Raw genomic sequence first — 13,270 nt, forward strand, 5'->3', positions numbered from 1 at the left:
TTCCCGCACCACCAAGGAATCTCACCATCTCAACTACCAATCTCAAAATGCTCGGCTTCCTTGGCATACGTTGCCTAGTGGCCGCGTCGTTGCTCGTCTCGAGCGTCGTCGTAGCCCAGACGGATCAACTCGCTGCTTCACCTTCGTCTGAAAGCGACTCGATCACGATCGCTTTGATCGGTGACTCGACCGTCGAGGACTATTCGGGATGGGGCGTGGCTTTTCGGAAGCGATTCGGCGACCAAGCGGAGGTACTCAACTTCGCAAAAGGCGGAGCGAGTTCGAAAAGCTGGTACGACGGCAATCGTATGCCGCCGGTCTTGGACGCAAAGCCGGACTACGTGCTGATCCAGTTCGGACACAATGACCAGCCAGGAAAAGGTCCGAAGCGAGAAACCGATCCCGCCACGACCTATCGCGACCAGCTGAAACGCTACGTCGCGGAAGTGAAGTCGATCGGCGCGATTCCGATCATCGTCAGTTCGGTGACGAGACGTCGTTTCGATGAGAACGACCAGATTCGAACGACGCTGGGACCATGGGCTGCCGCAGCGCAGGAGGTTGCAACGGATTTGGACGTGCCGTTCGTTGATTTGCACAAAAGAAGCATCGAACTTCACAACAAAATCGGACCGCAGGCCAGCATGAAGTTCAATTTCAAGGAAGGCGACCTGACCCACTTCAACGAAAAGGGATGCGAAGCGATGGCCGACCTCGTCATCGACGAGCTGCAATCCGAGGTGCCCAGTTTGACCAAGTATTTGAAAACGTCGTCATCCCGTACAGACAAACAATGAATCGCCAGATCCTGTTCCTTCGACCATCTCGCCGCCCGATGTTCCGAATCGTTTTGCTGCTGATTGCGTTTGTGTGCTCCGGTACGCTGCGAGCTGAGGATGAGCCGAACGGGGCGCCCGCAAATCGACCTCTGATGGCCTACGTCGGAACGTTTAGCTCACCGCTTGGCGATGTTCCACCAACGCAAGTGGATCTACCTGCCGGAAATGGCCGAGGAATTCACCTTTTTGAAGTTGATCGCAATAGCGGTGCTTTGAAGACGGCCGGGACGTTTGATTTGGGCGTCAGTCCGGATTGTTTGGTGGTCAATGCGGCTGGGAATCGTTTGTACTCAAGCAATGAAACGGATCGCTTTGGAGACGCGAAACAAGGATCCGTCAGTTCGTTCGCGATTGATCGTCGCGATGGTCAATTGACGTTGTTGAATACGGTTGCTTCGGAAGGCGACGGGCCCACGTATGTCAGCATTCATCCGTCGGGACGCTATCTCTTCGTCGCGAATTATTTCAGTGGATCGATCGCGGTATTGCCCATTCTTTCGGACGGACGTTTGGGCAATGCGACTGACGTCCAACGCGGCGAAGGAAACGTCGGGCCCACCAAGGCAACCAACGCTCCGCCGGGAAGCTTCGCAATCAGTGGTCACGATGGCTCGCATGCACACATGATTCAATCCGATGCAACGGGACGCTATGTCCTGCATGTGGATTTGGGAATGGACCGAATCTTTGTTTGGAAGTTCGACGCTACCACAGGGAAGCTATCCGCCAACACGCCAGCGAGCGTGTCCTTGCCTCCGGGAGATGGACCACGGCATTTCGATTTTCATCCCAATGGACGCTGGATGTATTCGATCCAAGAAGAAGGATCCACGATCGTGCTACTTGACTACGACTCGGACGCTGGGCGTTTGACTCAGCGTCAAACCGTATCCTCCTTGCCGCCTGGCTTCCAAGGCAGCAACTTCTGCTCCGAGATTTTGGTTTCTGACGACGGACGTTTTGTCTACGCCGGCAATCGACTTCACGACAGCATCGGAATTTTCGCGATCGAATCAGATGGAACATTGCGGCAGGTTGGCAACGAATGGACTCGTGGTGACTACCCCCGCAGCTTCAACTTTGATCCTAGCGCTCGTTTTCTTTACGTATGCAATCAACGCGCGGACAACGTCACGGCATTTCGAATCGACCGAGACTCTGGGTTGCTGGAGTTCACCGGGAACTATGCCTCGGTCGGCAATCCGTCTTGCATCACCTTTGTAGATCTCGCTGAAAATCATCAGTCGTTTCATGAGATACGCCGTGTTGCCGCACCCGAAGCCCATCAGGCGGCGGCGGTGGATGAGACTTCGTTTTATGCGATCTCCAATCGAGCGATCGCTCGGTACGATAAACAATCCGGCAAGCGTGTCGCTCGCTGGGATGCTCCTAACGGATCGGAAATCAAGCATTTCAACAGCGGAATCGTCAAAGATGGAAGGCTGTATTGTGCGAATTCCAATTGGCCGACCAAGCCGCTGAAGAATTCGATTGAGATATTTGACGCCAAACGCATGGAGCATTTGCAGTCAAAGCCATTCGCTGAAACGGAAGGAGCGATCAACTGGGTCGATCGACATGACGGAGTTTGGTGGGTTGCATTCGCGTTTTATGGCGAAACGGAAGTTCGTCGGACCAAGTTGGTTCGATACGACAAACAGTGGAAAGAAACCGGCGAATGGACATTTCCCGAATCGGTGATTCAGCGGTTTTTGCCAATGAGCAATTCAGGTGGCTGCTTCGGGCCGAATGGAGATTTGTACGTCACCGGCCATGATCACGCTGAACTTTATCTTCTCGACATTCCGACCAACGGAAGCGAACTCAAACACGTGGCGACTGTGCCAGCACCGATCGCCGGACAGGGAATTGCTTGGGATTTTGATGATTTAGGAGTCTTATTGGGGATAAATCGTGCGAGCCATGAAGTCGTCTTTATGCGTTCCACCGGGGCGATTGAACCGCTTCGGTGAGATGGCGGCCGAGGAAATTTCAATGAATTACCGATTGGTCCCCACTTTATGCCCGTTAGGTGAGCAACATCTGTTACGATGCCCGCGGCAGTCGACAAGCTAAGACAACTTCGTCTCCGGCATCGGCTGCCAAGAACTCTTTTGAATAGATTGAAAAATGGCAGAAGGTACGATCAAACGTCTCACCGACAAAGGCTTCGGTTTCATTGACGTTGGCAGCTCGAAGGACTTGTTCTTTCACTCGTCCAGCGTTGAAGGCGTGAACTTCGATGACCTCCGCGAAGGTCAACAAGTCACGTTCAACGAAGCACGTGGCGAAAAAGGGCCTTGTGCAGAAAACGTCCAAGTTCAGTAATTGACTCGGGTTAGTCACCCAGCTTCCTGTTCTGTCGTGAGCGCATTCCGCGGACGACATTCGAGCGGGAACACACCAAGACTGTAAAATACACAACGGCATTTGGCTTGATGAGCCAAATGCCGTTTTTTTTTGCGTGTTGGTTTTCTGCAGACTTCGCTGCAAACGATCGATTAAAAACAGGCTGAATGCCGCGTGTATTTGTCATGGCCGCCACAATCCATTGCCGGCCAACCAACTGTCCGTTCGTCACTCCAAGAGAATGGAAAACCCGCAGCGGTTGATTCTGCGGACACCGAGCAGCTAGTTGGGCCGATTCGTTGGAGGCTTTCCTACACGGTGTAGTACTCTTCCCAGCCTTTTCGTGGGGCATTTCCCTTCAAGAGTTCGTTGGCTCGTTCGTTGTTGGTGATCTCTCGCTTTTCAGCGTCGAACTTCAGGGTGCCGCCGAGACGTTGAGCGATGCAGCCCAGCATAAAGACTTGCGTCAACGGACCTGATACCGCGAACTTCGAGTTGCATTCCTCTTTGCCCATTGCTGCGAGCAAGAAGTTCTTCATGTGGCTGTGGTTCGTTTCGCCGGCCGGGATCTCTGGAGTTTTGACAGAGTCGGACAAAATGCTGAGCTTGGCGTTGTGAGTGCCGCCCAGGAAGGTCCGATCGTCGCTGTACATCACCTTGCCACATGCCGGCATTGATTTGCCTTCACCAAGTTCCTTTGGACGCGGTGGCTGGTTTTTGACGCCGTCGTACCAGTTGATTGACATCGCGGGCATTCCCGGACCACGTTCGGCAAACTCGAATGCGATGGTGGTAGCCATTGGGTAGATGAAATCGTTCGGGCCTTCCAACTTGTCCGCGCGGATCTCGTACGGCAGTCTCAAGTCAAGGAAACGATGGATGCTGTCCAATGTGTGAGGTCCCCAATCACCGAAGGCACCGTTGCCGTAGTCGTACCAACCACGCCAGTTGCCATTGTCGAGTCGATCACTGTAGCTCTGCATCGGTGCGGTTGCGGTCCACACATCCCAGTTCATTCCGGCGGGCATTTTCTCCGCAGCGGGATATCCGGTCACGTTTCCCCATGGATGCCAACGTCGTCCTTTGTTCATGCAAGCGTCGACACGGCGGACGTTTTTGATAATGCGTTCTTCCACCCATGTTTTGAACTGCATGCGTTGTGAAGAGGAGTGACCTTGGTTGCCCATTTGGCAGATGCCGTTGTGCTTCTTTTCAGCCGCAATCAGCAGTTCGCATTCTTCGAATGTGTGCGCAAGCGGTTTCTCGACGTAGACCGCAACGCCTTCCGAGATGGCTCGCATTGAAATTGGAAAGTGCGTGTGGTCGGGTGTACCGACCGTGCAGGCGTCAATCTTGCCACCCATCTCATCGAACATCTTGCGGAAGTCGTCATAGACCTTCGCTTCAGGATGTTGTTGTTTGAAACGATTGGTACGTGACGGGTCGGCATCGCAAAGGGCAACGACGTTGACCATGCCAGATTTGACCGCGTCGTTGCCAATGGCGGCTCCCCGATTGGTGCAACCGATGATTGCCAAGTTCACCTTGTCTTTGCTCTCAGCGGCCTGCGTCGATTGAATGCCAAGAGTCCCGATGCCGGCGGTTGCGACGGTGGCCTTTTTCAAGAAAGAACGACGGCTCGCGTTTGTCATCGTGTTGGTCACTGCAGTGGGGTCCGAATTGATGGAGAATGGTGGGACGGGAGTTCCAATTTAGTGTCGACCATGATACCTAAACGGCGACAGACTTGCTGTCGGTTGGTTCAGGGGCAAAACCGGGGCTGCGCGTGATATTTGAATGACAATTGAGCCTGCCGGAAGATTCCGGGGGCCCTTTGCCTAAACGGCGGCTGCGATAATTCGCAGTACAAATGAACCAGGTGAAGCTTCGAGACACTCTTCTCTGTGCGGAACCTCTTCTAACGCCGGAGTTGGAGGACGGCGTCCGGCGATCAAGGGGGTTTCTCAATGGGATGGTCTTGGTCGTATCATGTGCGGCCGGCGGTAGATTCGCCGGGTGTTTGCACGGTTGATCCGGTGACACGCTGAGACTGTGGTCAACGTCATGGGCTGAAGGACTTGGGAGTCTTTCCCCGCCGCTTCACTGATACGCCAAGCATTTGTGGGACTTTGAATTGTTGGAATTGAAGCATCGTGCGATGGCGTGCGACTTTGTGGTGCTGGTGCCGGACGAGAATCAACGTGTAGGCAATCGGTCTGCCGCTGATGCGGTGCTGCGTCACTTGGAAGCGATTGAAGAGATCGAGAACTCGCTGACGGTCTATCGGGGCGACAGCGAAATCGCTCGGGTCAATGCGTTGGCATATGAAAAGCCTGTTCATTTGAAGCCCGCCACGTTCAAGCTTCTGCAGAAAGCAAACGCCCTCGCTGAACGCACCCAGGGAGCGTTCGACATTACGGCGGGACCTCTCGTGGAGACTTGGGGGTTCACCAAGCGTGAAGGTCGAAAGCCAAAACCGGACGAGATCGAATCGGCTCGGGAACGCGTTGGTTGGAAGCATCTGATCCTGGATGTTGAAAGTCGCACCGCACGATTTGCCGTCGAGGGCATGTCGCTGAACATGGGGGCGATCGGCAAAGGGCACGCGATCGATGTTCTCGCCGCGGCGCTGCGGGCCGAAGGCATGCGTGACTTTCTCATCCATGCTGGGCACAGCAGCGTTCTGGCGGCGGGCGACCAACAACCATTTGCGGATCCAGAAGAGAATGAGCTTGATCATGACGCAGATAGGCCCAAGGGATGGCTGGTTGGTGTCTCTCATCCGACCCGGCCGGGGAAACGCTTGGGCGGACTTTGGCTTCGCGACGAGGCGTTGTCGACCAGTGGAAGTGGAAAACAGTTTTTCCATCATCAAGGCAAACGATACGGGCATGTCATCGATCCACGGACGGGATACCCCGCTGGCCAGTGGCTGTCGTTGACGCTGACGACGACTCACGCGGTGGACGCGGATGCCCTTTCAACGGCTTTGTTTGTCATGGGAAAAGACGACGCAGAAGCGTATGCTACCGAGCACGGGATCGGATTGATCTTGGTCAGTGCCGGGAAACGCAAGGAGGAGGTCCTGTTGGACAAGTCGGGCCCCTTGATCTGGCACAACACTTGAGCACCCCCGGGATTCATTCGGGTGGGAATTTCCCGTGGCCAGCGTTTGATGCTTCGGGCTGGTTCGGCGCCCAGTGAAAAGGCGTCGCGCATCATTGCGATGATACTGAACGTTGTTCGCACCGACGCCCGAATCGAAATCGTGCCACAAAATCGTTGACACTTCCTACGTCTGCTTTGTTTTCGCTGATACGTCTTCATGTCTGATTCTTCAACCAACAGCAACGCGACAACCGTTTCTGAGCCTGATAGCAATCAGGCAGTCCATGAGCCACCGCGGTCGATCGCGCCGACACCCCAGCTTTCCACCCGCGGGTTGTTCATTGCTCTCGCGACGGTTTGTTTTGTCCCGCTGTTTGGGCTCAGTATTTACGCGGTGATCTTTGGAAAGGCGAGCGAGCATGAATTGCCAGTCGAGATCCTGATCGACCGACGTCCGCTGATGACCGTTGAGGGCAACTCGCAGTTGATGGACGATGTGGTTGTCGTCACCAACGAAGCTGATTTCGAGATCCCCAACATCACGATGAACCTGAATGGACAGTACTTTCTGTACCAGGACAAACCGCTCGCGGTGGGAGAAACGTTGGTGCTGCGTCAGGCGGCTTTTGCGACCAAGAGCAGCCAATTTTGGGTGCCGGGACGCTATCCGATCACAGAAATTACCGTAACTGGGAAGTTGCCCACTGGTGCGAGAGGCGTGAAAGAGGTGCAATTCTGAATCTGACGTTTCAAACGCAAACCTCTTTCACATGGAATTCTGGGTGAGCTCGGTTTTGGATCCCAAATGGACTCGCAGCGACGCGTCCGATATTTACGACATCGACCGCTGGGGCGCTGGATACTTTTCGATCTCGGACGCCGGCACAGTGCTGGTTTCCCCTGATCGGGATCCGTCCCAAAGCATCGACTTGAAGGAGTTGGTTGACCGTTTGGGGCAGCGGAACCTGGACCTTCCGATTCTGCTGCGTTTCAACGGGATTCTTCGTGATCGGTTGCGTGAGCTCGATCGTTGTTTCAAAAACGCGATTCATGATCACAAGTATCAAAGCCGCTATCGCTGCGTCTTTCCAATCAAAGTCAACCAGCAACGCGAAGTGGTCCAGCAGATCGTCAGCGAAGGCGCCCGGTTGGGTTTTGGAATCGAAGCGGGAAGCAAACCGGAATTGGTTGCCGCCGTGGCGATGGGCGATTCCAACGTACCGGTCGTTTGCAACGGATTTAAAGACGAAGAATTCATTCGGTTGGCATTGCTCGCACAGCGATTGGGCCGAAACGTTCTGCCTGTCGTCGAAAAGGTCAGCGAGCTGGATTTGATTTTGGACGTCGCGAAGGACATCGGCGTGCGTCCGACGATCGGGATGCGAGTCAAACTGGCGACTCGCGGAAGTGGACGCTGGCAAGCGAGCGGTGGATACCGCAGCAAGTTCGGTCTCACCGTCGCCGAACTGTTGGCTCAATTGGATCGTTTGATCGCGATGGACATGGGCGATTGCCTTCAGTTGCTGCACTTTCATGTCGGCAGTCAGATCGGAAACATTCGTCAGCTCAAATCGGCCATCTTGGAAGCAGCTCGAATCTATGTCGACTTGGTTCGCCGAGGTGCCGGAATGCGTTACCTCGACGTGGGCGGTGGACTCGGAGTCGACTATGACGGTTCGCGCAGCGACAGCGAATCGAGCATGAACTACACGATGCAGGAATACGCCAACGACGTCGTTTACCACACTCAAACGGTGTGCGACGAAGCGGGTGTCCCGCACCCGGAATTGATTTCGGAATCAGGTCGCGCCGTCGCTGCTCACCACAGCGTGTTGGTGATGGAAACATTGGGAGTGACATCTCAAGGCGTTGCCAACTTGCCGGCATGGGCCAAAGTCGAGGGCGAACCGGTCTCGCCCGATCACGGCGGGATCGAAATGGATTCCGTGGGCGCGATCGAAACTTCTGAAATGGAAGGTCCACCGGAATCGTACGAGCAACCGGTGCATGACCTGTGGGTGGGCTACGTCAACATGACGCAGGCCAATATGATGGAAACATTCCACGACGCGCAGGTGGCACTGGATTTGTGCATGAACCTGTTCAGCGGTGGCTACTTGCCATTGGAACAACGCGTCGCGGCGGAGAACTTGTACTTTGCGATTTGCCACCGAGTCCGTGAGTTGGCGGAATCGATGAAGGATCGCCCCGATGATTTGAAGCATCTCGATCGGATGTTGTCAGACATCTACTTCGCGAATTTTTCGTTGTTTCAGTCGATGCCTGATTCCTGGGCGATTGACCAGTTGTTCCCGATCATGCCAATCCACCGTTTGCTGGAAAAGCCAACGCGGCACGCGGTTTTAGGCGATATCACATGCGACAGCGACGGCAAGGTCGACGCGTTTGTATGTGGCGGAGGACGTCAACGGACTTTGATGCTTCATCCGCTGAAGTCCGGTGAACCGTATCAGTTGGCGGTCTTCATGGTTGGTGCTTACCAAGAAATCTTGGGTGATTTGCACAACCTGTTTGGTGACACGCACGCCGTTCACGTCGACATCGAAGATGGCGTGACCAAAGTCCGTTCGATCGTCAAAGGCGACACGGTCTCGGAAGTGTTGGGTTACGTCCAATACGAAGATCGAGAGTTGATCGAGAACCTGCAAGAGTCGGTGGAATCCGCGATTGGAAACGGGCACATCGATCATCAACAAGCAGGCGAGACGGTTGCGGCGTACGAACGCGCACTCAGTGGCTACACGTATTTGTCGACGCGGACGAAATAGTTCGTGGATCTGCTGTGGTTCCGTGGCAGGACAATTGCACGGTTCGTTGTTGAGTCGTTTTCTCCTCTCCGGTTCTTTGACTGGCCTTTATGTCGACACCCACCCCTGACTTTGATGTTTCCAATTTTGAACGTGAGCTGATTCTTCGGAACATGCGCATCGAGGACTATGACTCGATGGTTGCCATGCAAAAGGCGTGCTTCCCAGACATGCAACCATGGACGAAGGAGCAGGTCGAAAGCCAGTTGGCACATTTTCCAGAAGGGCAGATCGTCATCGAGTGTGACGGCAAGCTGGTCGCCAGCAGCAGTAGCTTGCTGTTGCACTACGACGACGACCTGGAATGGCACGATTACAAGAAGATCGCCGACAGCGGTTTCATTCGAAACCATCAGCCAACCGGCGACACGTTGTATGGCATCGAGATCATGGTGCATTCCGATTTTCGCGGGATGCGACTGTCTCGGCGACTTTACGATGCTCGAAAAGAGCTTTGTCGTTCGCGAAACATCGAGCAGATGATCGTTGGCGGCCGTATTCCCGGCTATCACTTGCACGCGGAGAAGATGAAGGCGTCCGAGTATATCGACCGCGTCATCGATAAAACGTTCTTTGATCCAGTTCTGACAGCTCAAATTGCGAACGGTTTTTCGCTGCAGGGTTTGATCCCAAACTACTTGCCGACTGATTTGCAGAGCTGCGGTTACGCGACGTTCTTGGAATGGCGGAACCTGGACTATGTCTCGGCTGGAAAACGCCGGTTCCGCCGGACGGTTCGGCCGGTGCGTATTGGCTCCGTTCAGTATCAAATGCGAGCGGTGAAGGACTTTGAAGAGTTCGCTCAGCAGGCTCGCTATTTCGTGGACGTGGCTGGCGACTACAAATGCGACTTTTTGTTGTTCCCGGAATTATTCACCACGCAGTTGCTTTCCTTTTTGCCGAACGAACGGCCGGGACAAGCCGCTCGAACGTTGGCTGAGTACACGCCGCAGTATTTGGAGTTGTTCAGTCACTTGGCGGTGAAATTCGACACCAACATTGTCGGTGGTTCGCACTTCGTGATCGAAGACGAAAAATTATACAACGTCGCATTCTTGTTCCACCGGGACGGCAGGATCGACAAGCAGTACAAGCTGCACATCACGCCGAGCGAACGTAAATGGTGGGGCGTCGCAGGCGGCCCTGGGATCGAAGTCCTTCAAACGGACTGCGGGCCGATCTGCATCCAGGTTTGCTATGACATTGAGTTTCCTGAACTCTCGCGTCTCGCGGTGGAGAAGGGAGCCCAAATCATCTTCGTACCATTCAACACCGACAACCGGCATGGCTACATGCGAGTTCGCACCTGCGCCGCTGCCCGTTGCGTCGAGAATCACGTGTATGTCGCGATCGCCGGTTGCACAGGCAATCTGCCATTCTGCGAGAACGCGGACATTCACTACGCTCAATCAGCCGTGCTGACGCCGTTGGATGTGACGTTCGCTCGCGAAGGGATTGGGGCGGAGGCCAACCCAAATATCGAGACCGTTGTCATCTACGACGTCGATCTTGAGTTGCTACGTCGACATCGTGAACAAGGCAGCGTTCAAAATTGGAACGATCGACGCCTGGACTTGTATCGTCTGACTGAGACGAAAACCGACTCGGGCGAGTCGCCGGGATGAGCTTCTTTGAAACAGCTCGCGGTATTCAAGAAGAAAGAGCGTGTGCGAAATGTTTCGCACACGCTCTTGATCGCTTGATTGCTTTGACCGATATGATTCAGCTTGTCTCGACGATGAGTCGCGTCGGCCTAGTTGGCTCTAGTAGAGCAGCAACTCGAAGCCGGCCTTCAGCACAACTGCATCATCGAAGCCCATGTTGGCTCCATCCCAAGTTGCGTAATCGCTGAGGTAGTCGATTCCGAGAACGGTTCGGCCAGGGATTCCGCACACGGTGATGTCATGTTTGACGTCGACACCGAACGTCGTGGTGAACTTGTTGTTCGTTCCGGTGGTCACACCATCGTTGCCAACGTACTTGCCATCGAGATCATACAGCCCCAAACGCAGGTCCACCCAAACTGGACGACGACCGAACACTGTTTCCCAACCAGCGACGACGACGGCACCGCGATACGAGTTGTCCAGCTCGTTGTCGCCAATCTCTTGTTTCCATTCCATTTGGCTGTATCCGGTACCAGCGGACAGATCGTGAACGCCGAATGTCCACGTGTCACGCATGATCGCATCGAAGCCATACATTTCTGTGTTGTCAGAAACGGCGTAGGTGAAATTGCCTTCCACGCTGGTTCGATAGCCCTCAAAGCGATGGTGACCGCGAATGTCAGTCAAGAAACCGACGGAATCGCCTGAGTCGCCTTGGTAGGTGGGCAACAATGGAGCCCAGATCGCTTTGCGACTGGTCAGCTCGGTACCGTCGACAGCCTGGGCCGAGGATGCCGACCAGGTCACCGATGCGAAGCCGAGCACGGCCACCGCAATCTTCAAAATGGAATCAAATCGTTTCTTTGTCATCGCGTCGCTCAGCTTGGCATTGGGAGGATGCACAGGAACGAACATGCCGTGGCTTGTCCGATATGACGCGAGGACCGCCTCACGCGTCTGTCTGAGTTGACTTCGGCTGCGATCCAGTGGACGCGACCAGAAAGTTTGAAGAATGGTCTCAAGTCCTGCTCAGAAGTCGACGCGTGACCCGTTTGTCGAAATCACAACGACGGATGCATTTTTCCTCAAGTCGCGGAAACGATGACAGCCGTCGCCGATCCGTGAGAGGTATGCGACAAGGCAATCACGTGAGGTCGCTTGAGCGGCCCCGATTTCTCAACGATATTCAGCGTGTCTGGACAATCCGACGCGTGTGCGACGGGCGGTGCCGTGCCTTGCTGAGCCGCAACCACCGCGGCGGTCAGTCCCAGCATTCCTGTCGCTGCACCGGTGTGACCCAACAACCCGATCGGCAGAGTCACCGGAATACCCGGCAGAGCTTTCGCAATCGCTTCGGCTTCTTGAGCATCAATGACCGGGTCACCCATCCCGTGGCCGACGACCAATCCAATGTCATCGGCGGTCAGTCCAGCGTCAGACAAGGCGCCCGCGATAGCGGCTTCGATGGCGGCGGCGGAACCCCGACCAGCATTCTCTTCGGAAGAACTGGTGAATCTGCCCTCTGCGAAAGCGGCTGAGGGGACGAATCGCGATGCCATTCCCACAACCTTCGCGATTGGTTTGCGGTTTCCCTGTTCAGCGGATTCGGCGGTTTCCAAAATGACGCAAGCCGCTCCTTCGCCACGCACGATTCCCTTGGCGTCTTTCGCGTGAGGTCGGCTGCTTCGTTCCACTTGTTCCGATGCACCGGTGAGTGGCTGATCCTCGGTGAACATGGTTCGCGTCGTGTTCATTCGCGAACCAGCCGCCGCGGCGACCATGACGTCCGCGATTCCACGTCGCAGATAGCCGCACGCTTCCAACACCGCATTGGGGCCGGACACATCGCCGACCGTCAGCGTGTTGTTGGGTCCGTGAGAATTGACCGCAATGCCCACGTGACACGCGGGCATGTTGGGAAGGTATTTCAGCATCCACAGCGGAGTGATCGAACGCATCGCGGCGTTGCCAAACTTCGATCGATCGATTTCGTTGGCTTCGGTTTTGCAAGCGGCAAAGGCATCCGCCAATTCTTCGGGATCGCCGTACAACATTTCGCTGCCAAAGACGGTACCGATCCGATCGACCACGATGCGACCGGAAATTTTGGCTTGGTCAGCAGGCTCGGCTGGCAACAGCGATGACAGTCCAGCATCCTCAATTGCCATTTGCGAAGCTGCGAACGATGTCTGGATTTCGCGACACATCACCTTCAAAGCTTTTCGCGGTTTGACGAAGAGCTTCGGATCAAAGCCGGTGATCGGTGCTCCAATTTCCACCGGCGACTCTTGCTTTGTATCGCCCTCGGATCCCTGAACAAACTTGTATCGTGCCGTCGCGTTTCGATCGCCAACGGTGGAGTCGACCAGTTCGATGACGCCACTGGCCGCGTTCAGCAGAGATTCCGTGAAGGCTTCCCGCCCCAAGCCGATTGATGAGACCACGCCGACGCCGGTGATCACGATGTCACTGCGGTTCATGAAAGAAATCGGTCAAAACAAGAGAAACGGGACAAGCGGGTGGCAGCAGTATGATCCGA

10 protein-coding genes are annotated in these 13,270 nt (G+C 55.0%); 7 read left to right on the forward strand and 3 right to left on the reverse strand.

Translation table 11 applies throughout. The features are described from left to right. The first annotated feature begins 47 nt into the window (after positions 1-47). The 3 genes from B2R17_RS24025 to B2R17_RS24035 all read left to right on the forward strand — a co-directional run bounded on the left by B2R17_RS24025 (position 48) and on the right by B2R17_RS24035 (position 3,167). A complete protein-coding gene (locus tag B2R17_RS24025) occupies positions 48-797 on the forward strand; it encodes a rhamnogalacturonan acetylesterase (RefSeq protein WP_286766010.1) in 750 nt (249 codons plus the stop codon). Then, on the forward strand, positions 794-2,812 hold the full coding sequence (locus B2R17_RS24030; protein ID WP_286766011.1) for a lactonase family protein: 2,019 nt from the start codon (positions 794-796) through the stop codon (positions 2,810-2,812). Before B2R17_RS24025 ends, B2R17_RS24030 begins: the two co-directional genes overlap by 4 nt. A gap of 157 nt (positions 2,813-2,969) precedes the next feature. Then, a complete protein-coding gene (locus tag B2R17_RS24035) occupies positions 2,970-3,167 on the forward strand; it encodes a cold-shock protein (RefSeq protein ID WP_037198672.1) in 198 nt (65 codons plus the stop codon). A gap of 332 nt (positions 3,168-3,499) precedes the next feature. Here B2R17_RS24035 and B2R17_RS24040 read toward each other — a convergent pair whose 3' ends face one another. Continuing rightward, a complete protein-coding gene (locus B2R17_RS24040; protein ID WP_286766012.1) occupies positions 3,500-4,840 on the reverse strand; it encodes a Gfo/Idh/MocA family oxidoreductase in 1,341 nt (446 codons plus the stop codon). 506 nt (positions 4,841-5,346) lie between these two features. On the opposite strand from B2R17_RS24040, the gene B2R17_RS24045 reads away from it, so the two are divergent. The 4 genes from B2R17_RS24045 to B2R17_RS24060 all read left to right on the forward strand — a co-directional run bounded on the left by B2R17_RS24045 (position 5,347) and on the right by B2R17_RS24060 (position 10,749). Then, positions 5,347-6,315, forward strand: a complete 969-nt coding sequence (locus B2R17_RS24045) for an FAD:protein FMN transferase (RefSeq protein ID WP_286766013.1) — start codon at positions 5,347-5,349, stop codon at positions 6,313-6,315. Between the two features lie 198 nt (positions 6,316-6,513). Continuing rightward, the gene (locus B2R17_RS24050) at positions 6,514-7,035 is read left to right on the forward strand and encodes a hypothetical protein (RefSeq protein WP_286766014.1); all 522 of its coding nucleotides are present in this window, start codon (positions 6,514-6,516) and stop codon (positions 7,033-7,035) included. Between the two features lie 43 nt (positions 7,036-7,078). Then, positions 7,079-9,085: a biosynthetic arginine decarboxylase gene (speA, locus tag B2R17_RS24055; RefSeq protein WP_037252186.1), complete on the forward strand. Its 2,007-nt coding sequence runs from the start codon at positions 7,079-7,081 to the stop codon at positions 9,083-9,085. An 89-nt stretch (positions 9,086-9,174) separates the two neighbouring features. Continuing rightward, positions 9,175-10,749, forward strand: coding sequence for a bifunctional GNAT family N-acetyltransferase/carbon-nitrogen hydrolase family protein (locus B2R17_RS24060; protein WP_286766015.1), 1,575 nt, complete (start codon positions 9,175-9,177; stop codon positions 10,747-10,749). A gap of 138 nt (positions 10,750-10,887) precedes the next feature. Here the strand turns inward: B2R17_RS24060 and B2R17_RS24065 are convergent, their stop codons facing one another. Both B2R17_RS24065 and B2R17_RS24070 read right to left on the reverse strand, forming a co-directional pair. Continuing rightward, positions 10,888-11,646, reverse strand: a complete 759-nt coding sequence (locus tag B2R17_RS24065; protein ID WP_286766016.1) for a hypothetical protein — start codon at positions 11,644-11,646, stop codon at positions 10,888-10,890. 170 nt (positions 11,647-11,816) lie between these two features. Then, entirely contained in the window at positions 11,817-13,211 is a 1,395-nt protein-coding gene (locus B2R17_RS24070; protein WP_286766017.1) for a beta-ketoacyl-[acyl-carrier-protein] synthase family protein, read from the reverse strand. Positions 13,212-13,270 lie beyond the last annotated feature (59 nt).

It is taken from the genome of Rhodopirellula sp. UBA1907, from assembly GCF_002337565.1.
Taxonomy (GTDB): domain Bacteria; phylum Planctomycetota; class Planctomycetia; order Pirellulales; family Pirellulaceae; genus Rhodopirellula; species Rhodopirellula europaea.

What these genes read in the sequence shown, in the direction of transcription:
- B2R17_RS24050 (WP_286766014.1), top strand. Translation starts at nt 6,514, where the DNA reads ATGTCTGATTCTTCAACCAACAGCAACGCGACAACCGTTTCTGAGCCT.
- B2R17_RS24070 (WP_286766017.1), bottom strand. Translation starts at nt 13,211, where the DNA reads ATGAACCGCAGTGACATCGTGATCACCGGCGTCGGCGTGGTCTCATCA.
- B2R17_RS24025 (WP_286766010.1), top strand. Translation starts at nt 48, where the DNA reads ATGCTCGGCTTCCTTGGCATACGTTGCCTAGTGGCCGCGTCGTTGCTC.
- B2R17_RS24065 (WP_286766016.1), bottom strand. Translation starts at nt 11,646, where the DNA reads ATGTTCGTTCCTGTGCATCCTCCCAATGCCAAGCTGAGCGACGCGATG.
- B2R17_RS24045 (WP_286766013.1), top strand. Translation starts at nt 5,347, where the DNA reads ATGGCGTGCGACTTTGTGGTGCTGGTGCCGGACGAGAATCAACGTGTA.
- B2R17_RS24030 (WP_286766011.1), top strand. Translation starts at nt 794, where the DNA reads ATGAATCGCCAGATCCTGTTCCTTCGACCATCTCGCCGCCCGATGTTC.
- B2R17_RS24060 (WP_286766015.1), top strand. Translation starts at nt 9,175, where the DNA reads ATGTCGACACCCACCCCTGACTTTGATGTTTCCAATTTTGAACGTGAG.
- B2R17_RS24040 (WP_286766012.1), bottom strand. Translation starts at nt 4,840, where the DNA reads ATGACAAACGCGAGCCGTCGTTCTTTCTTGAAAAAGGCCACCGTCGCA.
- B2R17_RS24035 (WP_037198672.1), top strand. Translation starts at nt 2,970, where the DNA reads ATGGCAGAAGGTACGATCAAACGTCTCACCGACAAAGGCTTCGGTTTC.